Source organism: Spirosoma horti (assembly GCF_054776595.1).
In genome coordinates this window covers 462,659-485,700 of the sequence record NZ_BAAHBQ010000006.1, presented here as the reverse complement: position 1 = coordinate 485,700, position 23,042 = coordinate 462,659, and the positions used below count along the sequence as shown (strand labels likewise).

Here is a 23,042-nt window from a genome sequence, read left to right as displayed (position 1 = left end):
GTAGTGAGCTAACTGAAAAGAAGAATCGGGCTTTCGATTTTCGGCGGTTGACTGACTACCTTTACAACGTACAAAATTGCATAGAAAGGTCTGTTATGACCGAACGAGCTACTTTTTTCGATACACCGCTACTTTACCTGAAGGGGTTAGGACCGCAGCGCACGGAACTGCTCAACAAAGAGCTGAACCTGTTTACCTATGGCGACCTGATTCAGTATTATCCGTTTCGCTACGACGACCGAACGCGCTACTACACCATCAGTGAATTGATGGACTCCATGCCGTCGGCCCAGATTCGCGGGCGGCTTCGGGATTGGTATATGGAAGGTGAAGGGCCCAAAAAGCGCCTTGTCGCTACCTTTACCGATGGCACTGGCTCTATGAGCCTTGTCTGGTTTCAGAGCATCACCTATCTGGAGAAATCGCTCCGGCGCGATGGGGAATACATTGTATATGGCAAACCCCAGTCGTTCAACGGCCAGTTTAGTATCGTTCACCCGGAGCTGGAGAACGCGAATGCGGCCTCTGAAAATGAGCCCGGTTTCTTTCCCGTTTATAACCTTACCGAAAAACTTCGGAAGCGTCACCTCGACAGCAAAGTTCTTGGCAAGGTCATGCGCCTGTTGCTGGAGCAATCCTGGACGCACATTCGCGAAACATTGCCCGACTCGCTTATCCAGCAGTACCGGCTGATTGGCAAACGGGAGGCTATGTGGAACATCCACTTGCCCCAAAATCAGGCCTGGCTGAAACAGGCACAGCGTCGGTTGAAGTTCGAGGAATTGTTTTACAACCAACTGCGGCTGATCAAGAACAAGCTTATTCAGAAAGAGGAGTTTCCCGGGCAGATTTTCCGGGACACGTCGCTGATGAAGCACTTTTACAAAGAACTGCTGCCCTTTGAGTTGACAGGGGCCCAGCAGCGGGTAATTAAAGAAATTTACGGCGACTTCCTGACGGGTAAGCAGATGAACCGGCTCCTGCAGGGAGACGTTGGCAGTGGCAAGACCATTGTGGCCTTCATTGCCTGCCTCATGGCCATTGGCAACGGAGCGCAGGCCTGCCTGATGGCCCCAACCGAAATCCTGGCCGATCAGCATTACAACGGGCTCAAACCCTTTGCCGAGGCTATGGGCCTCAATCTGGGCATCCTGACGGGATCGACCAATAAAAAACGGCGGGTCGTTCTGCATGAGGAACTTCAGTCGGGTAAGATGCACATTCTGGTGGGTACGCATGCGCTTCTCGAAGATGCCGTCCAATATAAAAACCTGGGCTTGTGCATCATCGACGAACAACACCGGTTTGGTGTTGCTCAGCGGGCCAAACTCTGGCGCAAGAATGAAACAGTGCCGCCCCATATTCTGGTCATGACGGCTACGCCCATTCCCCGCACGCTGGCCATGACCCTCTATGGCAACCTCGACGTGTCGACCATCGACGAACTGCCCAAAGGCCGGAAACCGATCAAAACGGTACATAAGTACGACAAGCACCGTTCGGAAGTGTTCGGGTTTATGCGGCAGCAAATTGAACTGGGTCGCCAGGTATACGTCGTTTATCCACTAATCGAAGAATCCGAGAAGCTGGATTATAAAGACCTGATGGATGGGTTTGAGAGTATGCAGCGGGCCTTTCCGCGGCCAACGTATGAGATTGGTATGCTGCATGGGAAGATGCTGGCCTACGAAAAAGATGATGAGATGAAGCGGTTTCTGAAACACGAAACCCATATTCTGGTCGCTACAACTGTCATTGAAGTCGGCGTCAACGTGCCCAATGCCAGCGTGATGGTTATCGAAAGTGCCGAACGGTTTGGTTTATCGCAACTGCACCAGTTGCGCGGGCGGGTAGGGCGGGGGTCCGATCAATCCTATTGCATCATGATGACCGGCTATAAACTCAGCAGCGACACCCGCACCCGGCTCGAAACGATGGTGCGGACCAATAATGGTTTCGAAATTGCCGATGTAGATCTGCAACTGCGCGGCCCCGGCGATCTGACGGGTACCCAGCAGAGTGGCGTGATGGATTTAATGATTGCCGATCTGGCCAAAGATGGCGCTATTCTGACAGCCGCCCGCGAATCGGCGCAAGCGATCCTGGCCGAAGATCCAGAACTTCTCCTTCCTCAACATGCGCCCATTCGCAATCACGTTGATGGACTTAAGCAAACAGAAAATAACTGGGGTCGAATTTCATAAGCTGGTTAAGGCATAATTGACTGATTAGGTTGATTTTATCCTAATAATTGTGAAATGTCTCTAAAAAATGTTAAAAAATAGTATGAATTGGATAATAAATAGTGAGTAAAAACCCTCACTAACTCTGCTTTAGCCTGTTAGTATTCTCCATAAAAAACAGGTGATTATGCAAAAAATATTTACCCAAAGAAAGGTCATCTTACAGCGTGAAGGTGCCTTTCTGTCAAATGCGGTCTGGCTACGGCGAGTCGTATTCTGCTCGCTGTTCTTCCTGGGTCTGCTCGGCTCAGTGGGGGCTTTCGCCCAAACTAAAGTGTCTGGTAAGGTAGTTGACGCCCAGGGCCTGGCCCTGCCTGGCGTTAGCATTGTGGTTAAAGGAACCACAACCGGTACGGTGTCGTCTGCACAGGGAGATTACTCATTGAACGTGGCCCGGGGCAACGAGACACTGGTCTTTTCCTACATTGGCTTCTTGAGCCAGGAAATTCCCGTTAATAACCGGGGCACCATCAACATTACGCTGGCCTCGGACGACAAGATGTTGAATGAAGTCGTTGTTGTCGGGTATGGCGAACAGAAGAAAGAAACCGTAACGGGTGCCGTTGCTACTGTAAAAGGTACCGACCTGGTTAAGTCGCCAGCCATGAACCTGAGTAACTCTATTGCTGGTCGGATGCCAGGCGTTATTGCCACAAATAATAGTGGTGAGCCGGGCTATGATGGAGCAGCTATCCGGATTAGGGGCTCTAACACGCTGGGTAACAACGACGCCCTGATTGTTATCGATGGTGTGCCCGCGCGGGCTGGGGGTATCGACCGCCTGAACCCGGCGGATATTGAAAGCATGTCAGTTCTGAAAGATGCCTCGGCAGCTATCTACGGCTCGCGGGCTGCCAACGGGGTAATTCTGGTAACGACCAAACGGGGTAAGAGCGGTAAGCCGGAACTTTCCTACAGCTTCAACCAGGGCTTCGGCCAACCTACTGTTGTTCCTAAAATGGCGTCGGCAGCTGAATATGCTCAGTTGAACAACGAAATCAACTTGTACAATAACCTGCCTTCTGGGTATTGGAAAGATGCCAATGCGGCTTTCAACGCCACAGGAAGCTACACTCGTCCTGACAATGGACTAGTCGTTAAAGCCGCCTACTCGCCCGATGATATCAAGAAGTTTCAGGATGGTTCTGATCCCTGGGGACACCCGAATACCGACTGGTTTGGCGCAGCGCTGAAAACCTGGTCTCCGCAGTCTCGCCATACGTTGCAACTGGTGGGTGGTTCGGAAAACATCAAGTACCTGACCTCCGTCAACTACCAGAATCAGGATGCTTATTACAAAAACTCGGCTACGGGGTACAAACAGTATGACTTCCGTCTGAATCTAGATGCTAAAATCAGTAAGTATATCAACTTAGTGACAGGCGTCGTGGGTCGTCAGGAAAATCGTTTCTTCCCAACCGTTGCTGCTGGTGACATTTTCCGGATGCTAGCACGGGGCTATCCAAACAAACCAGCTTTCTGGCCCAATGGCTTACCCGCTCCTGATATCGAGAACGGGCAGCAGCCCGTACTGGTTTCGACCAGCGCGACAGGGTACGATAGAGATACCCGGTATTATCTGCAAAGCAATGCCAGCTTAAACATTACCAACCCCTGGATACCGGGCCTGAAACTGACCGCCAGCGTTGCGTTGGACAAATACATCCAGCAAGGCAAAAAGTGGCAGACGCCCTGGTTTGTATATAGCTGGGATTATACCTCCTACGATCCGACAACGAAAGAACCGCTTCTTCAGCGCGTACAAAAAGGGCCCGCTCAATCGACCCTTAATCAGTACACGAACGATCAGTTCAACTCACTGCTGTCTGGTATTTTGTCCTACGACCATACGTTTGGCGCAAGCCATGCCATCACCTTGCTGGCAGGTATCACGAAAGAACAGTCCAATTCGAACGGTTTCCGGGGTTTCCGCCAGTACTTTAACTCGACGGCTATCGATCAGTTGTTTGCCGGCGGAAGCTCCCAGCAGGTGGCTACCAACGATCCTACCCAAACGCCAATCTGGCAGCGGGCTCGTATGAGCTACTTTGGTCGGGCTGCCTATAATTATAAAGAGCGCTATCTGGTTGAGTTCCTGGGTCGATATGATGGTTCGTATATGTTTCCTCGTTCGAGCCGTTGGGGTTTCTTCCCCGGCGTGACGGCGGGCTGGCGTATTTCAGAGGAAAGCTTCTTCAAGAAAGCTGCGCCAATAGTTAGCTCTCTGAAACTACGGGCATCCTGGGGCCAGTTGGGGAACGACCAAGTGTACTTCAACAATACCTTACGTGAGTATGATTACCTGCCAACGTATGCCTACGGTGACCGCGTTAACTCGAACTGGGGCTATGTGATAAATAATCAGGTCTCGCAGACACTGTATGAAAACGGTGTTCCAAATACGTCTCTGACCTGGGAAGTAGCCAATAATTCAGACATCGGTCTGGAAGGCTCCCTGCTTAATGGTAAAGTGTTCTTCGAGTTCGACGTATTCCAGAACAAGCGGTCGAACATCCTATGGCGCAAAAGTGCATCCATCCCACAAACGACGGGAGCTACTTTACCGGCTACCAACATTGGTAAGGTTACCAATAAAGGATATGAGTTCCGGATTGGTTACAACGGGCAGGCTGGCGACTTCAAATACAACGTCAGTGTGAATGGTGGCTATGCGAAAAACACCATCACGTTCTGGGATGAAACCCCGGGTGCTCCCGAGTGGCAGCGGTCAACGGGTAAGCCTATCCCAAGCGACGTAAACAATCCTAATAATGCGAACGGTACTCTGATGTATCAGTACGATGGTATCTTCTCGACACAGGCCGATATTGATGCCAATAAGCTGGATTACAGTGGTGTAGGCGCTAGCTTGTTACGGCCTGGCGATATGAAATTGAAAGACATTGATGGCAATGGCAAAATTGATGCAAACGACCGTGTACGGGCCGACCGCAACAACCAGCCCCGTTTCCAGGGTGGTCTGAATGCCAGTGTCCGCTACAAAAACTTCGACCTGAGCATCCTGTTCCAGGGTTCGGCCGGAGGACAAATCTTCCTGCAAACGGAGTCGGGTACTATTGGTAACTTCCTGCAATACAGCTACGATCACCGCTGGACGGTAGATAACCCAAGCACCGTCGATCCGCGCATTGTAGACCGCAGTAACCAGTACTTCTCCAACGGTACTACCTACTGGATTCGCAGCACAGACTATGTTCGTCTGAAAAACCTGGAGCTGGGCTACACTCTGCCAAGTGCTCTTGGCAACAAGATTGGCCTGAACAACTTACGGGTGTACGTAAACGGTTTGAATCTGGCCACATACGCACCAGCCATGAAAGGCATATACGATCCCGAATCGACGAATAGTGGGGGACAGTATTACCCACAGGCACGGGTGATCAATGCGGGTTTAACACTTAGTTTCTAAAAGATTAATCAGATTAGTATGAACTATATAGCAAAGTGTCTATCGTTCAGCCTGCTGTTGGGCACAACGATGATCGCCTGTAACACCGACTTCCTGGACACCAAACCGCTCGATAAGGTATCGGGAGACGCTGTCTGGGCCGACCGCTCCCTCTCCGAAGCCTTTGTGACGGATGTGTACAACGGCATTCGGGATGGTCTGCTGGATCAGATGAGTTTAGATTGCCAGACCGATAACGCCCTCTATAGCTTTGGCAAACAGGACGTAAACGAAGCCAACGTTAGTCCATCGAACACGGGCACGGTTAAAACAACAATGGAGTGGCAGGAAATGTACGCCCGGATTCGGTCCGCCAATATTGCCCTGTCAAAATTAGCCAAGCCTACGTTTGACAATACGGGTAACCTGGCCGGACGGATGCGCGGAGAAATGTACTTTATGCGCGCTTATTTCTACAACCAGCTGTTGCGTTATTATGGGGCTGTCCCCATCATCAAAACGCCGTATACGCTGGATGAGGGAGATTTTACGATCGCTCGTAATACGTATGAAGAGTGCGTCAACGCTATCGTTACCGATTTGGACTCCGCTTCTACGTTGTTAAAAGGACGTAGTATGGAATCTGGCCGGGCCACCATGGGAGCCGCTATGGCCCTTAAAGCACGGGTTCTTTTGTATGCTGCCAGTGATTTGCACGACATCCCGACGGCAAAAGCCAAGTCGAGTGTTATCGCCAGCTTTGCTAACCCTGAGCTATTGGGTTACGTGAGTGGCGACCGGACGGCCCGTTGGAAAAAAGCCCAGGACGCAGCGAAAGCCGTTATGGACCTGAATCTGTACGGGTACAAATTGAATTTGGCTGCTCCTGTTACACCTGCCGAAGGACAACAGAACTATGTTAACCTGTCGCTGTCGCAAAACGGGGGTGAAACCGACGGTATTTTCCTGAAATACTACATCCGGGCATCTAATGATGACTGGGGCTCCTGGTTCCCACGTAACAACCAGCCCAACGGATACCACGGCTGGACGTCCAGCGAACCGACCCAGCAGATGGTGGATAACTACGAGATGATGGATGGAACTAAGTTCGATTGGAAAAACCCAGCCCATGCCGCAGCTCCTTACGAAAACCGCGATCCCCGCTTCTATGCCTCGATCCTGTATGACGGTGCGCAGTGGAAACCCCGTACGCCCGATGGCGCTGGTATTGACCCCGCCGGACAGATTCAGATGGGCGAATACGAAGTGGGCTCATCAGCTGCTCCAACCAAGTTTTCGGGTCTGGACACGCGCAATAGCACCATCGAAAACTGGAATGGTACCTGGACGGGCTATGCCATCCGTAAGTTTTTCAATACGGATGTTTCGATTGTCGATCAGAACATTCGTCAGGAAATCCCATCCATTCAGATTCGTTACACGGAAGTCGTGTTGAACTACGCTGAAGCCTGTTTGATGCTGGGTCAGGAAGCGGAAGCTAAAAAGTGGATCAACGCCGTTCGCTTCCGGGTGGGTATGCCTGCCGTTACCGAAACTGGGGCCGCTCTGATTGCGCGTTACCAGAATGAGCGAAACGTTGAAATGTTCCTGGAAGATCAACGTTTTTACGACGTTCGCCGGTGGATGATCGCGCCAACCGTACTCGGTCAGCAGGCCCGCATTATTGCGATTACGGGCAAACTCAAACCAGGTAAGTCGGTCACGACCTATAAGTATAGCAAAGACAACTATACCTATACCTACCAGGTACAGGACTTAGGAACGGGTAAGGAGAACCGGAAATGGGCCGACAAGATTTACTTCCTGCCCATTAGCCGCGATGAAATTAACCGGAACAATAAACTGGTTCAAAATCCCGGTTACTAAGCGCATCGATTGGGTTATTTGTTTCTTAAAAAATGCCAGTACTCACGGGTACTGGCATTTTTTAGTTTATTTTTATAGAATTTTGAGGAAACTACTCAATGGCCCGGTAACGCGTACCCTATCCGTGACACTCTTTCAGAAACCATGTTAACGTTAAAAAAGCCCTATTTCCGGCATACGCTTGCCCCGTTATTGATACTTGCTAACTTGGTTTTGCTCGTTTCATGCCAAAAAGCTGATCAAACGAAGAGTGAAGGGAAGCCCCTTTTTACGTCGCTTTTACCCGATCATACCGGAATTACGTTCGCCAATAACCTGACAGAAGGGCTGAATACGAATGTTCTGATGTATGAGTATTTCTACAATGGCGGGGGCGTGGCTATTGGCGATTTGAATAGCGATGGCTTCGACGATATCTATTTCAGTGGGAACATGGTGCCCAACCAGTTGTATCTTAACAAAGGAAAGGCCTCGCCCATGCAGTTTACCGACATAACGGCGGCCGCTGGCGTGGCTGGTCGGGAAGGCCCCTGGCGAACCGGAGTGTCGATGGCAGACGTCAATGGTGATGGGCGGCTGGATCTGTTTGTCTGCTATTCCGGCAGTTTACCCCCTCAGAAACGGATTCCGCAGTTGTTCATTAATGAGGGAACAGATGCTCAGGGAATTCCCCATTTTTCAGACCAAACCGCTCAATACGGACTGGACCAGCCGGGGCAAAGTACCCAGGGTGTCTTTTTTGACTATGATCTCGATGGTGACCTGGACTTGTTCCTGCTCAACCACAATCCGCGTCTGTTACCCATTCTTGACCCCCAGGCAACAGCCGCTATCATGAAGCAGCCCAATCCGGAGATTGGCGTTCGGTTGCTGAAGAACACCGGAAAACGATTTGAGGATGTTACCGGGCAGAGTGGCTTAAGTAGTTCTGCATTGAGTTATGGCCTGGGTATCGGGGTCTCTGATGTAAATAGCGATGGGTGGCCTGATTTGTATATTTCAAATGATTATGGAATTCCTGATTATCTCTATATCAACGACCATAAGGGGAAGTTTACCAATCAGTTGAAAACCAGTATTGGACACACATCGAATTTTTCAATGGGTAATGCCATTGCGGATGTTAACAACGATGCTCGCCCCGACATTCTGACACTGGATATGCTGCCTGAGGATAACCGGCGACAAAAACTGCTGATGGCGCCTGATAACTACGACAAATATGACCTTGGCGTAGCGTCGGGATTCCATCATCAGAACATGCGAAACATGCTGCAGATCAATCAGGGTACAGAACAGGTCTCGGCGAAAAAGAATGCCGCCGTGGCTACGCCCTATTTCAGTGAAGTGGGCCAGCTGGCTGGCATCTCAAATACCGACTGGAGCTGGTCGCCCTTGCTGGCTGATTACGATAATGACGGCTGGAAAGACCTATACGTAACCAACGGTTATGTGCGCGACTATACCAATTTGGACTTCCTGAAGTACATGACGGACTACATGCAAAATCGCCCGGCGAATTTTCGACGCGAAGATGTTTTGGAACTGGTTCACCGCATACCTTCCTCAAATGTAGTGAACTACATGTTTCAAAATCGTGGTCATCAGTCGGATGAGGTGACCTTTGCCAATGTCGGCTCTGCCTGGGGATTGACCCAGCATTCGAATAGTACGGGCGCTGCTTATGCTGATCTGGACAACGACGGCGACCTTGACCTTGTCGTCAATAATACGAACCAACCGGCGTTTGTTTTTCAGAATGAAGCCAACAGAGAGCTCAAGCATCATTACCTGGCCATAAAACTCATTGGGAGTGGCGCCAACACCCAGGGCGTAGGCGCAAAGCTGACGCTCTATCGGAAAGGGAATCAGCAATATGTGGAGCAGATGCCAACGCGGGGCTATCAGTCAAGTGTGTCGCCCCGGCTTCATTTTGGTCTGGGTGCCGATCCGGTCATCGATTCGCTGCGCATTGTGTGGCCAACGGGTAAGCAACAGGTATTAGCGAATGTAAAATCGGATCAGCTATTGAACGTGAACGAAAACGAGGCTCGTTTACCCAATAAAAGCCCTCGGCCATTACCGGCGCTTTTCCGCGAGGTAAGTTCTCCGGTTGCGTTTGCCGACCCCATCAAGAAGATCAACGATTTTAAGCGGCAATCTTTGCTTGTCAATGCACAGTCCTTCAATGGACCCTGTCTGGTCAAAGGCGATGTGAATGGTGATGGCCGGGATGATATCTATGCCGGAGGAGGCAATGGACAGGCGGGCGCATTGTACCTGCAACAGGCTTCGGGGCAGTTCAGTCGGCTGGCGCAACCCGCTTTTGACGCCGATAAACAAAGCAATGATGCGGACGCTGTTTTCTTCGACGCCAACGCCGACGGGTTCCCCGATCTCTACGTTTGCAGTGGTGGTTATGATAATTTTCTGCCCGATGATCCGAACTTGCAGGATCGGCTATACCTCAACGACGGCAAGGGGAAATTTACAAAGAGCCCTGCAGCCTTGCCTGTGATGCATACCAGCACAAGTTGTGTCCGGGTAGCCGATCTAAACGGCGACGGTCATCCAGACCTGTTCGTGGGTGGACGCGTTATGCCCGGTCGTTACCCCGAAACGCCCCCCAGCTACCTGCTGATCAACACGAGTAAGGGGCAGGGTGGCCAGCCCAGTTTTATCGACCAGACAGCTACATTGGCTCCGATACTTTCGACGCTGGGTATGGTGACGGACGCTGCCTGGGTTGACCTGAACGCCGACCGGAAGCCTGAGTTGGTGATTGTTGGTGAATGGATGCCGGTTACCGTACTTGGTCAGACGAACGGCAATGGGCAACTGACCGACCAGACGAAAACATACTTTGACAAGGAGTATCGGGGATGGTGGAACAAACTGCTGGTGAATGATTTCAACGGCGATGGACGCCCTGATCTGGTGGTTGGTAACCAGGGCCTTAACACCCAATGCCGCGCCAGCGACAAAGAACCCGCCGAGCTGATTTACAAAGATTTTGATAATAATGGCAAGGTTGATCCGATTCTGTGCCTGTATGTACAGGGCAAATCCTATCCCCATGCCACCCGCGACGAATTGCTGGATCAACTGGGTATGTTACGTCACCGGTTCACCGACTACGAGAGCTATTCGAATGCCACGCTGACGGATGTCTTCACGGAAACTGAGTTAACAGGAACGAACAAGCTAACGGCCAATCAACTGACAACAACGTATTTTGCCAGTACGACCACGGGTAAACTGGTTGAAAAACCGTTGCCGATGGCCGTGCAACAGTCCCCCATCTTTACGCTGACAGCTCTGGATTTCGACCAGGATGGCCATAAAGATCTGTTACTCTGCGGCAACACGGCTCAGGTTCGTCTGCGCTTTGGCCGGGCAGATGCCAATGAGGGACTGTTGCTGCGGGGCGATGGCCGGGGTGGGTTCGCTACGGTGCCACAGCCGCAGGCTGGTTTTCGGTTGTCGGGCGATGTACGAACAGTGTTGCCGGTGGGGAATACACTCCTGTTTGGGATCAATCAACAGGGTATTCGAGCTTATCAGTCCGTTACCAGTAAGTAGCTGAAAAACATATACTAAATTCCCACCGGGTTGAAACCGGCGCAAATGATTAACCAGTTGCATTGCGCCGGTTTTAACCCGGTGGAATAGTTGATACAATCCATATTCAAAAATATGGTTACCATCATTTCGGTTGTAGAAAATAGCCTGATTGGGAAATTCGGCCTGACGACTGAATCGATACCCGGCAGAATAGGCGTTTCTGATGCGGTATTTGATTCCCTCCGTCAATTTGTCTTTGAAAACGAAAACGCTGACGGGCTATTCGCCTTTACCGTACAGAAAGGAACCGAGTTTATTCGGGTCCGCAATTACGTTGGGCTGTTGACGCTGCCCGATGGAACAATGCTTGAGATTTTACCAAAGATCGAGCAGCAACCCAATGCCCGACCGCTGTTGCTCAACATGCTTCGCTACCTGCGCCACAGTCCGTTTCGGACGTTGCGCGGGGGGCAGTCGAGGGCGGTTAATCTGCCTTTATGGGAAGTATTCATCACCGCTTTTCTGGATGCGGTAGAACCTTTGGCGCAGCAGGGCATACAGCGGGCTTATGTTTCCGTCGAGAGTAACGAACGTTTCTGGAAGGGCCGATTCCAGGCCACACGGCAGCTACGCGAAAACAGTTACCATGCCGAGCGGCTGGCGGTTGTATACGACGAGCTAACCGCCAATGTACCGCCAAACCGTATCCTGAAATCGACCTTGCTTTATTTGGCGAATCGAACGACTGATCGGGCCAATCAACGACGGATTCAGCAACTACGATGGGTGCTGGACGACGTACCTGTTTCTGATTCCGTTATGGACGATCTGAATGCTATTCGGCGAAACAGTCGTTTGTTCGTACGTTACGAAGCGGCTTTACTGTGGGCGAAAACCCTTTTACTTGGTCAGGGCCTGGGAATAAAAATGGGCAAAACACCGAGCTTATCGTTGCTCTTTCCAATGGAACAGGTATTTGAAGATTACGTTGCCCACGGAATTCGAACCCACTGGCCCAGCGCCGACGAGGTGCGGGTGCAGGAGTCGTCGGTTCATTTGATCGATGAACACGTGGGGGTACCCAAGTTCAGGCTTCGTCCGGACATTATTATCCGCCAGAACGACCAGACGTTTGTGCTGGATACGAAGTGGAAGCGCATTAATGGGCTGGAGCCGGGGGGGCAGGCGAGTGCAGGCAATTATGGCATTGAGCAGGCGGATATGTATCAATTGTATGCCTATGGTAAAAAATATGGGGCCGATGATCTATTTCTGATCTATCCGGTCAATGAAACCTTTACGAAGCCGCTTCCCGTATTTGGCTATGATACCCATACCCGTTTGCACGTTGTGCCTTTTGATCTAAGCAATTCGCTGGCCGATGAAGTAGATAAATTAGCTCAATACGCTTTATCTTTCAACGAAAAGTAAACCCACCGCAATCTATGCCCCTTATTTTAACATTGGTCGGTATTTTAACCCTTGTCTTCTTAGTTGCTTTTGTTCGTTTAGATACCTTCATTTCGTTCGTTATCGTATCGCTGGGTATCGGTCTGGCGTCCGGCATGGATGTGGTGGCCGTCGGAAAATCCATCCAGACGGGTATTGGCGGTACCCTGGGCGAACTGGTGCTGATTATCGGTTTCGGGGCTATGCTGGGACGATTGGTGGCCGAAAGTGGAGCTGCCCGCCGAATTACGGATGTCCTGATTGGCTGGTTTGGCATCAAGAATATCCGATGGGGACTCGCTTTAGCGGGTTTTGTGATCGGTATTCCCCTGTTTTATAACGCCGGGTTTATTATTGTTGTCCCCCTGATCTTTACGATTGCAGCCTCCTCGCGTTTACCCCTGATGTCGGTAGCTGTTCCCATGCTATCGGCGCTTTCCGTCGCGCATGGCTATCTGCCGCCCCATCCATCGCCATCGGCCGTGGCGGGTCAGTTAAACGCTAATATTGGGCAAACACTGCTTTACGGGATCATCGTCGCCATTCCGGCCATCATCATTGCCGGGCCGCTGTTTGGCAAAACACTCGTAAATATCAAAGCGACGCCCAACCGGGAGCTGTTCAACAATCGGGAGATACCGGATCATCAGTTGCCGGGTGCGGGTATCAGTTTTTTTGTCGCTCTGCTCCCCGTTCTGCTGCTGACCACCTTTGGCCCGCTGAAGAATGCGATGCCTGGCGAGTCGCCCCTTAAAACCATCATAACGCTGCTGGCCGAACCGTATATCGGGATGCTCATATCGGTGCTAACGGCCATGTACGCCCTGGGTATCCGGCAGGGGCAGAGCGTCAAGGCCATTACCAAAGACATGGAAGAAGCCGTCAAGGCCATTGCGCCAATTCTGCTGGTCATTGCGGGGGCGGGGGCGTTGAAGCAGGTTTTTGGAGATAGTGGCACCAGTAAATACATCGGCAGTCTGCTGGCCGATGCGGCCATTCCTCCCTTATTACTTGGCTGGGGCATTGCCGCCTTTATTCGCGTATGCGTTGGCTCCGCAACCGTGGCGGGCCTCACAACGGTGGGTATTGTTCTGCCTCTGCTGCAGTCGCAAGCCATAAAGCCAGAGTTGATGGTACTGGCAATTGGCTCTGGAAGCCTGATGTTTTCGCACATCAATGATGGGGGATTCTGGCTATTCAAGGAGTATTTCAACCTGACGATCGGACAAACGATCCGGACCTGGTCATTGATGGAGACGATTGTATCCATTGTTGGCCTACTGGGCGTGCTGGCCCTGAATCTGGTGGTGTAGTGTTAAGTAGTCTTTTTTAACGGTTTGGGTGATGCCAGTTGGTTGAAACCGCCTTTAATAGCTCACAAGTAGGTAGAAACCTCCCTGTGTCAGTTTTAAGAAACTGACAAGACATGGGAATCTGGTGTCGTCAGTAAGACCTGGAAGGAATAGTAAAAAATGGAGTCAATGAGTAACGAAACGCTACAGGAGGTAATCAATAAGTTGTTCGACAGTATATCGGCTCAAATCTCCGCCTATAAAAGCAGTGAAGCCGACTGGCGAATTTCGGAGGGTAATGTGGCGGTTTGTCTGATCGACGACTCCGGGCGGATCTATGGAAAAATCTGGGGTGATAATAAAGTCAGAGGCCGCAGCTTTTATGATGTGGCCTACCGCAAGGCTTCGCAGGTCTGGATAACCGGATACAAAACGGGTGAGTATGAACGACTAGTGTTTTCAGACCAGCTCAATTATAAAGATTTTGGCATTGAACTCCCCGATTTAATGGGCTGGGAGGGCGGCCAGCCTATTCAACTGGATGCCGAAACCCGGCTCTCATGCGGTTTCAGTGGCTTCGAAGGTGTTAATGATCTGGCCATCGTAAAAAAAGCTGCCGAGGAGGCCATGAGGTAATTCGCAAATTCGCCAAGATTTGCCTCCTGGTAAGTGGCTGAGGGTCAAACTAAAGATGGCATTCTTAGTTTCATTTAAGAATGCCGGAGTATGGGAAAAGCGTACCAAATTCTTAACACAGACCTTTCGTTTTTGACTTTTTATTCGTATTTCTTTGTAAATTTTTCCTGGCTTACGGGATTCACCAAATACACGTATGAAATCATCTACCAAAGCGCTTGCTCATGTGCTGGCAACCGCTGTTGAGGCTAAACTGGGCGAGTCAACTGAGCCGTCGAAAAAGTTCAGAAAGACCATTGAAAAATCGACAAAGAAACTGGCCAAACGACTGGCAAAACAGGTAAAGAAAGAAAAGAAGAAAAAGCATGCCGCGCCAACCATCGATATGGACGTTGTTAAAGCAGAAGAGAAGGCAGGGTAGGTAATTTAGATAGCCTTGTCATGCAATAGGGGGCGTTTGGGGTAATTAGCTAGACTACTAATTACCCCAAACGCCCCCTTGTCTATTTTCAGTGAGCTATACCAATCAGGAGACGAATCGCTTACCGAAGCGCCGTAGGCAGGGTGACAAAATAGATTCGGTTGCGATCCACCTGGCCGGTAGCGGGTAAAATCTTCGCCGTAAACCCATTCTGACCATTGTCGACAACGCCGAAATCATCATCATTCGAAATGGCCAGTCGATTCGAGCCAATCAGCGAAATTCCTTCAGCCTTATCGTGTGGATAAACGGGTGAAATATCAGTTAATAGATTTAAGATCAGCGTTTTGGCAACGGGGACAACACCAGCGCTCTGGAGGCCTGCCTTGTCCTTAAGCTGCTCAACGGTTAAGCCATTGTATAATTTACCGCTATCGCTATTTGCGGGGTCCGATATATCGGTTGCGCCAGCCAAATCAAATTTGTATACGCGCTTGAACGCCGAAGGCTTAACTGGATTTCCGCCATAATCGCCATCGCGTTCAATGGCCAGGAACGTAGTGGCCGTAATAGCCGCAATTTCACTGCAACCCGTCAGGCTGGCATTTTCCATCAGGTAGACATACTGTTTGGTCGCCCCGCTGGCAATATCGAACGTCACAACCCGGATAACCGTAGAACCCGAAACAGCCGCTGACGATGGATTATACATTGGCGACTGCATCAGGCCAACCAATGTTTTGCCGTCGGGTGTAATCGTCAGCCCTTCCATACCCCGGTTTGGCCGACGACGGGCCAGTACTTTAGGCAACGTTCGGCCGCCTGTACCCGTGCCGAAGGGATTGATCCGCTCGATGGTGTTGCCACTAGCGTCGAAGTGTACGATATGAGGGCCATATTCATCACTCACCCAGAATGTCCCATCCGATGACAACACCATTCCTTCAGAATCGAGTCCGTCAGCATTGGGGGCAATGGTTTTGCCATTCAGGTCGAGTGCGATCTCGCCCGTGTTTCCCTGCCCAACGGGATTGGGCAGGCCCGTGAGCAATTGGCCAGCCGCGTTTTTAAGCAAAATGGTTTGTTCCAGTACTAACTGGTTGCCCACGAGCCGGAATTTTCCAACCTGGGGTGTAAAATCGGCTTTCCCAAAAATGATCGAGTTGGCGGCTGATCCGGCGGCATTCGGTCCGCGGTCGGTTAGCAGGTAAAAAACGGCTGGATCGAGTGGGTCAGCTACGATGGCCGAGCCAAAACCACCATTATAAATGACTGTCCCGTTAGGGGAGGTCGCTAATATTTTTGGATTGGACGCTTCGGCGAAGGTTGGGTAAGAAATGGCAGGCAAACGGTGGTCTTCGCAAGCCGCAACAGCAATCCCGGCAACGATGACGAATGAAAGCGGTACATGTGAGAATCTCATAGCTGGCTATATGGTCTAATGATACCTGCAAAGCTAGAGGACCGTATATTATCCCTGTGTAACCGATGCTACTGGTTTGTTATGTGCGTGTTAAGTTTTAGGATCAGCAGGCCGTTTCACTGGCTAGAAAGGGTTACCCTTTGATTGAATTCACGGACTGGCAAAGCGAAATGTAGTCGATCATTATCCTATCGTTAGCGAATTGGCCAATAAGCCCTTCGTTTCATAATGAATCGGTAACACCCTCTGCTGGGGAACCCATTACTTTTGTGGCTCACTGTAATGAACTACGTATGCGCTTTATCGCCGTTTATAATCAGCTTCAAACTGCAACCGGCGTTGGTTTCGACAGTTTGATTGACGCACTCGATTTTTTGTTCTGGGGTTACGAAGATAATGATTTGACTCCGCAGGGAATCTACGACGTGCTAACCGATGAATCCATTCCCTACGACCATGCGGGTAAACCCATAACCGTAAGCAGTCTGGACTCCATTCGGTCAATTGCCAAAGCCTATCTGAAAACTTCCTACCGGTTCAGTGGATTGATTCCGCCGGGGAATGTTGACTAAAAGCAGGAATAAAACGTTGTATTGAAAGAACAAATCTTGGACATCTATCCATAAGTGCTAAACAGATCAGGGAATGGCTCATCAAATGAAAGTAACGAAGAGTAATATTATTGGCCTTTGGTTTGGGGCCGATACACCCCTTCGTCAATATAAAATACAGTCGAATCCTGTTTTATGGGATGCTTGTTTGCGGGCTCACATCAGGTTTACGCCACCGTCGGGCGCTGCTTCGCTGGACCAATACCGCAAGTCGGATAAGAATGCCTTTGCGGAAGCCGTCGAGCACGAACTGGCACAGTCGGCTACCAATGCCCTGCGTCACCAGGTCTAAATCAGTGAGTAGCCTTACGCGCGAGGGGCCGGTTTTAAAAAAGCCGGCCCCTCGCGTTTTTCTGAGACAATCATACGGATACCAAGGAGTGACCACGGCCATCAACGGCTTGCCGGATTCGGGCGAAGGTAGGTGCCGTCAGCGAAATGAACGACGTAATCAGATGGGAAAAACTGGCTCCTGGCGTAATAATCGGTTGTAATAATTTGCGCCCCTGACTGGCAGGCGGCCTCAAAACTTCGTTTGTCGTTTAGGCGGGCCTGTTTCGTATCCGAATCGGCCCGGGTGCGAACGAGGTACCCTTTCTTTACCAGGGTCTGAATCTGACGCTGGTCGTCGACCGAGTTATTCAAAATGACAAAAGCGGCTTCGGGCGTAGTGGGTTCCGAATTCGTGAACAGTACCCGATTCTTCAGCGACGGGTGACCGGCAATGTAGGCCGACCGTTTTGAGCCGGTTTCGTCGAGCACAAACAGAAACTTGCCTTTTGCCGATTGCATGGTTGGCCAGTTACCTGCCAGTACAGCAGCCTCCAGAGTTGGCATCGTGCCCCGTACATTGTCGGGTATGATCAGTTTAGAGCGCCCCAAACCGGCCAGAATAACGCTATCCAGTCGATTGTAAACCCGCGCCGTAAAGGGTTCGGGGATCGCAAATCCGGGTTTTTTGATGGTATCGTCTTTCGCATTCATGGTAATAAAAACCGGGTAATGATTCGGGTGCGCATCCGACCAGCGTTTCAGTTCGGCCAGACAGCCCTTGAAAGTCGGGCAACTGCTTCTGAAATCGATATCCTGAATATGAAACACCTTGAACCCCGGCTCTTTCATTACGCCGTCTGCATCATAGGGCTGCTGGCCTTTGGCGAGCACAAGGCCCAGCGGGTGTGCATATTTACCCCCTTTTTCGTCGGCATACACATCGATTTCAAGGTTTTGCAGACCAAGGTTCAATTGGTCGGTCAGACTGATGTGGCTATACTCGATGGCGTTGAATCGGAGCGAGTCGGTTCGTTTTAGCAGGCTGAACAAAGCTGGGTCAATAGCTTGTTTGTAGCTGTTATGGGAACCAATACACTGAATCTGATTGAGTTTCAAGCTGTCAAAATTTGCCGGAATCAGCGCCGTCAAGAGCCAGAAACCAAATAGGGCAAGAAAAACTTTCATGGGTAAAGAGCAGGCTTAGTTGACGTACTAAGATACGATCAGGCATATTAAGGGAACATTAAATCGCTGTAGGCACCCTTAAAAGAGCCAAAGGTGGCTATACTATCGGAAAGGTTTACCCACGATCTCCCCGGGCCCATTACCTATTGACGTTTAACACACCGAATCACTCGCTCGTTAAGAAACATAACAATTTCTTGACGCATCAGACGCGCCAAACTCGGTCCAGGCAGTTGTACTGATAGTATGCGTGACGACCTCAAACAACCTATGGAAAACAAAAATCGATATATAGACCGGGACATAAGCTGGCTGGCGTTCAATGGCCGGGTATTGATGGAAGCGGCCGATAAGCAGGTGCCATTAGCGGATCGGGTCAAATTTCTGGCTATTTACTCGGCTAATCTCGATGAGTTTTTTCGCGTTCGGGTCAGTGCCCTCCGCAGCTTGATCCGGTTCAGGCAGAAAAAAATAACCCGTCGACTCCTTACCGATCCTCAGCAGACACTCACGCAGGTGCTCGGTATTGTGGCCCAGCAACAGGAGCAATACCAGGCCATCTTTCATGATGAGTTGCTGCCCCGCCTGCAGGAGCATGGTCTCGTTCTGTATCAGCAGGAAGCACTTCCCGAAGTACACCGCCATGAGCAGGAACGGTTTTTTCGAAGTACAGTGCTGTCCTATCTGCAACCCGTATTCATTGGTTCGCTTCGTAAGGCTAAGCGCAAAAACCGGCTTCCTTTCCTGGATAGTCAGCAACTCTATTTTGCCCTGACCTTACGGCCCAAAGCCAGACCGCAGCTACTGCCCGGCCAGGATGAGCAAACCGAGGTAGAGGCTAATGACACGTTATACGCTTACCTGAATATTCCGGCCGATAAGTTGCCCCGCTTCGTCCCGCTCAGCGCCATTGACGATAAGCACTATTTTGCTTTTCTGGACGATGTTATTCGCACTAACCTGTCGATTGTTTTTCCGGGCTACGAGGTAACAGGTTGTTTTAGCTTTAAGCTTAATCGCTCGGAAGACATCGATATTAAGGATGAGTATCATGGCAATCTGGTGCGGAAAATCAAACGGCAGCTCAAAAAACGAAAGACAGCCCCGCCGGTTCGTTTTCTTTACGACGGTAATGCGCCCGCTGATTTGATCGCCCTCTTTATCAGTCTGTTCGATCTGAAACCCGACGAGTTGCAGGCGGGTGGCCGCTACCATAGTCTAAGTGCGTTGCTGAAACTACCCATGCCCAAAGGGCCGGATATGGCCTCGCCCGTGCTGCCACCGTTGCTCAAGCCCGAACTGGATGCGCATGACTCCATTTTTGCGGCTATTGACGAACGGGATCGGATTCTGCATTTTCCTTACCAGTCGTATGAGTATGTTCTGCGGTTTTTCAACGAGGCCGCCATCGATCCGCTGGTTTACCAGATCGATGTGGCCCTTTACCGCATCGCGTCTGATTCGCTGATCGCGAATGCGCTGATGAGTGCCGCCCATAACGGCAAGCAGGTGAGTGTATTTGTGGAAGTAAAAGCTCGGTTTGACGAGGCTAACAACCTGCGCTGGGCCGAAGAGATGAAGGCCGCCGGTGTACGGATTATGTACAGTTTGCCGGGGGTAAAAGTACACGCTAAAATTGCCCTGATCAAACGCCGAAAGCCATCAGCCAAAGCCAAACGGACACAGTATGCGTACCTGGCAACCGGTAATTTCAACGAAGTGACGGCCGAAATCTACGGCGATCATGGCCTGATGACACGGCATAAACCTATCGTGCGTGAACTGGGTCAGGTATTTGATTTCCTGGGCAAGCAGAAAGAGGTGGGCAAGTTGAGCCATCTGCTGGTGTCGCCTTTCACCCTTCAGAAACGGTATCTGGACATGATCGAGCAAGAAATGCACCATGCCCATAAGGGCTGACGGGCCCATATTACGCTTAAACTAAATGGTCTGGAAGATCAGACCATGATTGACAAGTTGTATGAGGCCAGTCGGGCCGGTGTCACAATCGATTTGCTGATTCGGGGGATTTGCTGCCTGGTGCCGGGTGTGGCGGGCATGAGCGAAAGGATTCGGGTGATCCGGCTGGTGGATGGGTTTCTCGAACACGCCCGGGTCGCCATTTTTCACAACAATGGGGACGAGAAAATATACCTGGCCTCCGCCGACTGGATGCAACGAAACTTGTATCACCGGGTGGAAGTGGGGTTTCCGGTCTACGACCCACAGGTACAAACGGAACTTCGACAACTCATTGCCTATCAACTGGCGGACAACACCAAGGCCTGCCTTCTTGATGTACAGGGCCATAACCAGCCCATTCGTGAGCCTGGGGCATCCCCGGTGCGCGCTCAACTCGCCATTTATGACTGGTTGAAGGAACAGGCACTCGCCACAACGGCTGTCGAATGACCTGTTTTAACAAAAGTGTGTCCTGCTGCCAATCGTTTCGATTATCCGAAAACCATTGTCAGCAGGACACACTTTGCTTGCCATTTAGTTGAAGTTGCCGGCTGGCTAGCCAGCAACTTCAACTAAATGGCAACTCCCCTTAAGGATTTGTTGCTTCTTTCCCCTGCCATTGGGCGTGGAAAACACCTTCCTTACCAATGAGCTCGAACGTGTGTGCGCCAAAATAATCGCGCTGAGCCTGAATCAGGTTCGAAGGCATGTTGGCCGACCGGAAGGCATCGAAGTAACTGACCGACGTAGCAAACGTTGGTACGGCGATACCAGCCGCAACGGCCGTGCCGACAACCGTGCGAATGCCGGGTACTGTTTCCTGAATGATGGTCTGCACGGCAGGGGCCAGCAGCAGGTGTTTGAGCGACGAATCGGTCTGGTAAGCGCTCAGCATCGTTTCCAGGAACGCGGCCCGGATGATGCAGCCGCCACGCCATATTTTCGTGATCTCGGCCAGATTCAGGTCATAAGAATACTGCTCCGAAGCCGACGCCAGCAGGTGCATACCCTGCGCGTAGGTCGTGATCATCGAGAAGAAGAAGGCCTGCTCCAGACTAGCCAAGAGCGCATCTTTATCGACAGCCAACGGGGCGATTTCGTCGCCGTAAAGACCGGATGCCTCCACGCGCCACGCCTTGTATTTCGACAAATCACGCATCGAAACGGCACTATCAATGGCTGGAATTGGCGTAACCAGATCCATCGCCACCTGCGAGGTCCATTTGCCGGTTCCCTTCGCGCGGGCTTCGTCTTTGATACTGTCGAGCAGCAGTTGCGTTTCGCCGGGTTCGTGGTACTTGAAAATATCGCTGGTCACTTCCAGCAGAAACGACTGCAGACGACCCTCGTTCCAATCGCTGAATACCTTCCCGATGGCCGCATTGTCCAGTTTCAGGCCCTTTCGTAATACTTCGTAGGTCTCGGCGATGAGCTGCATGACGGCATACTCGATGCCATTGTGCACCATTTTGACGAAGTGCCCGGCCGCACCGGGACCGATGTAGGTGACGCAGGGATCGCCGTTCACCTTAGCCGCTACGGCGGTTAAGACGGGTTTCACAAACTCATAAGCCGTTTTGTCGCCACCAGGCATCATGCTTGGACCCCGACGGGCCCCTTCTTCACCACCCGAAATACCCATGCCGAAAAAGTGGTAGCCTTCGGCTTCGAGTGCCTTGTCGCGACGCATCGTGTCGGTAAAATGGGAGTTGCCGCCGTCGATGATAATATCGCCCTTGTCGAGCAGGGGCAGCAGTTCGGCGACCACACTGTCGACAATCGGTCCGGCCGGAACCAGCATCATAATGGCACGGGGGCTTTTGAGGCTACCGACAAAGGCGTTGATGTCCGTAAATCCCTTTACGACCGTGTTGGAATCACCGGCGTCGTTGGCCCAGGCCTTTTCGAGCAGGTCTGACTGGGCTGGATTTTTGTCGTAACCCGCCACAGAAAACCCATGGTCGGCCATGTTCAGCAATAAATTGCGGCCCATCGTGCCGAGGCCAATCATGCCAAACGTAAATTGATCACTGGTTGAATTGGTATTCATAATCAGAAAGGGGTGAATGGGAGAGGTCTTCGAGAATTTGTCTGGTTTCGTCAAATGATTGATGATGGTAAGCCCGGATGCCCAGCTTACTGGCCGCCCGCGCCAGCATCAGCCGGTCATCAAAATAGACACATTGGTCTGGCCGAGCCTGGGCAATACCCATGGCCAGACGCCAGATATTCGGGTCCGGTTTGACCATACCAACTTCACTCGATGAAATAAACGCATCGAAGACCTGATGTAAATTGAACGTGTTGATCCGGTACTGGTTTAGCTCGCGACCTTCGTTGTTCACGGCAAAAATACGAAATCCGCAGTGGTTTTGTTTCCATGCCGTAAGCCACGCCAGCATATTGGGTAACTCGACCGACTGCGCGAACATGAACTCCTTGAATTCCTCCCGGCTGAAATCGCGTGCATGGTTGAACACAACCGTGTCCAGATATTCATCCAGGGTAATTTTCCCCGTCTCGTAGGTCGAGAAGATGAAGTTATGAAGCACGTTCATCTCCTCATAGTCGAGGGCAAAGAGATCGGCGGCTTTCCGGCGCGACTCATGCCCCCAGGCATTGTTGAGCAGGACACCGCCGATATCGAAGAGCAAGATTTTTAATTCAGGCGTTTTCATGACTAA

At 51.1% G+C, this 23,042-nt stretch carries 16 protein-coding genes; 12 read left to right on the top strand and 4 right to left on the bottom strand.

Annotated elements, in window-relative coordinates; translation table 11 throughout:
- Positions 1–95: 95 nt before the first annotated feature.
- The 8 genes from recG (at position 96) to ACYVAM_RS20590 (ending at position 14,904) form a co-directional block, all read left to right on the top strand.
- A complete protein-coding gene (gene recG / locus ACYVAM_RS20625) occupies positions 96–2,204 on the top strand; it encodes an ATP-dependent DNA helicase RecG (RefSeq protein ID WP_461070492.1) in 2,109 nt (702 codons plus the stop codon).
- A gap of 166 nt (positions 2,205–2,370) precedes the next feature.
- On the top strand, positions 2,371–5,673 hold the full coding sequence (locus tag ACYVAM_RS20620; protein ID WP_461070490.1) for a SusC/RagA family TonB-linked outer membrane protein: 3,303 nt from the start codon (positions 2,371–2,373) through the stop codon (positions 5,671–5,673).
- Between the two features lie 18 nt (positions 5,674–5,691).
- Entirely contained in the window at positions 5,692–7,542 is a 1,851-nt protein-coding gene (locus tag ACYVAM_RS20615; RefSeq protein WP_461070488.1) for a RagB/SusD family nutrient uptake outer membrane protein, read from the top strand.
- Positions 7,543–7,686: 144 nt separating this feature from the next.
- Positions 7,687–11,124 (top strand): VCBS repeat-containing protein, encoded by a 3,438-nt coding sequence (locus ACYVAM_RS20610; RefSeq protein ID WP_461070486.1) that lies wholly within the window; start codon positions 7,687–7,689, stop codon positions 11,122–11,124.
- A 114-nt stretch (positions 11,125–11,238) separates the two neighbouring features.
- The gene (locus ACYVAM_RS20605; RefSeq protein WP_461070484.1) at positions 11,239–12,537 is read left to right on the top strand and encodes an McrC family protein; all 1,299 of its coding nucleotides are present in this window, start codon (positions 11,239–11,241) and stop codon (positions 12,535–12,537) included.
- Between the two features lie 14 nt (positions 12,538–12,551).
- Positions 12,552–13,868: a gluconate:H+ symporter gene (locus ACYVAM_RS20600; protein ID WP_461070482.1), complete on the top strand. Its 1,317-nt coding sequence runs from the start codon at positions 12,552–12,554 to the stop codon at positions 13,866–13,868.
- 168 nt (positions 13,869–14,036) lie between these two features.
- Entirely contained in the window at positions 14,037–14,483 is a 447-nt protein-coding gene (locus tag ACYVAM_RS20595; RefSeq protein ID WP_461070480.1) for a hypothetical protein, read from the top strand.
- A gap of 196 nt (positions 14,484–14,679) precedes the next feature.
- A complete protein-coding gene (locus tag ACYVAM_RS20590; RefSeq protein WP_461070478.1) occupies positions 14,680–14,904 on the top strand; it encodes a hypothetical protein in 225 nt (74 codons plus the stop codon).
- Between the two features lie 121 nt (positions 14,905–15,025).
- Here the strand turns inward: ACYVAM_RS20590 and ACYVAM_RS20585 are convergent, their stop codons facing one another.
- On the bottom strand, positions 15,026–16,327 hold the full coding sequence (locus ACYVAM_RS20585; protein ID WP_461070476.1) for an esterase-like activity of phytase family protein: 1,302 nt from the start codon (positions 16,325–16,327) through the stop codon (positions 15,026–15,028).
- Between the two features lie 293 nt (positions 16,328–16,620).
- Here ACYVAM_RS20585 and ACYVAM_RS20580 point away from each other — a divergent pair, with 293 nt between their 5' ends.
- Together ACYVAM_RS20580 and ACYVAM_RS20575 are read left to right on the top strand one after the other, a co-directional pair.
- On the top strand, positions 16,621–16,899 hold the full coding sequence (locus ACYVAM_RS20580) for a hypothetical protein (protein WP_461070474.1): 279 nt from the start codon (positions 16,621–16,623) through the stop codon (positions 16,897–16,899).
- 73 nt (positions 16,900–16,972) lie between these two features.
- Entirely contained in the window at positions 16,973–17,230 is a 258-nt protein-coding gene (locus ACYVAM_RS20575) for a hypothetical protein (protein ID WP_461070472.1), read from the top strand.
- 101 nt (positions 17,231–17,331) lie between these two features.
- On the opposite strand, the gene ACYVAM_RS20570 is transcribed toward ACYVAM_RS20575, so the two are convergent.
- Positions 17,332–18,396 carry a phosphatidylinositol-specific phospholipase C1-like protein gene (locus ACYVAM_RS20570; RefSeq protein WP_461070470.1) on the bottom strand — a complete coding sequence of 355 codons (1,065 nt, stop codon included), beginning with the start codon at positions 18,394–18,396 and terminating at the stop codon, positions 17,332–17,334.
- Between the two features lie 270 nt (positions 18,397–18,666).
- On the opposite strand from ACYVAM_RS20570, the gene ppk1 reads away from it, so the two are divergent.
- Positions 18,667–20,316, top strand: a complete 1,650-nt coding sequence (gene ppk1, locus ACYVAM_RS20565; RefSeq protein WP_461070468.1) for a polyphosphate kinase 1 — start codon at positions 18,667–18,669, stop codon at positions 20,314–20,316.
- 9 nt (positions 20,317–20,325) lie between these two features.
- On the top strand, positions 20,326–20,808 hold the full coding sequence (locus ACYVAM_RS20560; RefSeq protein WP_461070854.1) for a phospholipase D-like domain-containing protein: 483 nt from the start codon (positions 20,326–20,328) through the stop codon (positions 20,806–20,808).
- 139 nt (positions 20,809–20,947) lie between these two features.
- Here ACYVAM_RS20560 and gndA read toward each other — a convergent pair whose 3' ends face one another.
- Together gndA and ACYVAM_RS20550 are read right to left on the bottom strand one after the other, a co-directional pair.
- A complete protein-coding gene (gene gndA, locus ACYVAM_RS20555; protein WP_461070852.1) occupies positions 20,948–22,411 on the bottom strand; it encodes an NADP-dependent phosphogluconate dehydrogenase in 1,464 nt (487 codons plus the stop codon).
- Positions 22,386–23,036: an HAD family hydrolase gene (locus ACYVAM_RS20550; protein ID WP_461070466.1), complete on the bottom strand. Its 651-nt coding sequence runs from the start codon at positions 23,034–23,036 to the stop codon at positions 22,386–22,388. The genes gndA and ACYVAM_RS20550 overlap by 26 nt, the downstream gene beginning before the upstream one ends.
- Positions 23,037–23,042: the final 6 nt, after the last annotated feature.

Excerpts from the sequence above, each read along its gene's own strand:
- ACYVAM_RS20620 (WP_461070490.1), top strand. The coding sequence starts at position 2,371 with ATGCAAAAAATATTTACCCAAAGAAAGGTCATCTTACAGCGTGAAGGT.
- ACYVAM_RS20550 (WP_461070466.1), bottom strand. The coding sequence starts at position 23,036 with ATGAAAACGCCTGAATTAAAAATCTTGCTCTTCGATATCGGCGGTGTC.
- ACYVAM_RS20590 (WP_461070478.1), top strand. The coding sequence starts at position 14,680 with ATGAAATCATCTACCAAAGCGCTTGCTCATGTGCTGGCAACCGCTGTT.
- ACYVAM_RS20585 (WP_461070476.1), bottom strand. The coding sequence starts at position 16,327 with ATGAGATTCTCACATGTACCGCTTTCATTCGTCATCGTTGCCGGGATT.
- ACYVAM_RS20570 (WP_461070470.1), bottom strand. The coding sequence starts at position 18,396 with ATGAAAGTTTTTCTTGCCCTATTTGGTTTCTGGCTCTTGACGGCGCTG.
- ACYVAM_RS20610 (WP_461070486.1), top strand. The coding sequence starts at position 7,687 with ATGTTAACGTTAAAAAAGCCCTATTTCCGGCATACGCTTGCCCCGTTA.
- ACYVAM_RS20595 (WP_461070480.1), top strand. The coding sequence starts at position 14,037 with ATGAGTAACGAAACGCTACAGGAGGTAATCAATAAGTTGTTCGACAGT.
- ACYVAM_RS20615 (WP_461070488.1), top strand. The coding sequence starts at position 5,692 with ATGAACTATATAGCAAAGTGTCTATCGTTCAGCCTGCTGTTGGGCACA.
- ACYVAM_RS20600 (WP_461070482.1), top strand. The coding sequence starts at position 12,552 with ATGCCCCTTATTTTAACATTGGTCGGTATTTTAACCCTTGTCTTCTTA.
- ACYVAM_RS20605 (WP_461070484.1), top strand. The coding sequence starts at position 11,239 with ATGGTTACCATCATTTCGGTTGTAGAAAATAGCCTGATTGGGAAATTC.
- ACYVAM_RS20575 (WP_461070472.1), top strand. The coding sequence starts at position 16,973 with ATGGCTCATCAAATGAAAGTAACGAAGAGTAATATTATTGGCCTTTGG.
- ACYVAM_RS20580 (WP_461070474.1), top strand. The coding sequence starts at position 16,621 with ATGCGCTTTATCGCCGTTTATAATCAGCTTCAAACTGCAACCGGCGTT.
- ppk1 (WP_461070468.1), top strand. The coding sequence starts at position 18,667 with ATGGAAAACAAAAATCGATATATAGACCGGGACATAAGCTGGCTGGCG.
- recG (WP_461070492.1), top strand. The coding sequence starts at position 96 with ATGACCGAACGAGCTACTTTTTTCGATACACCGCTACTTTACCTGAAG.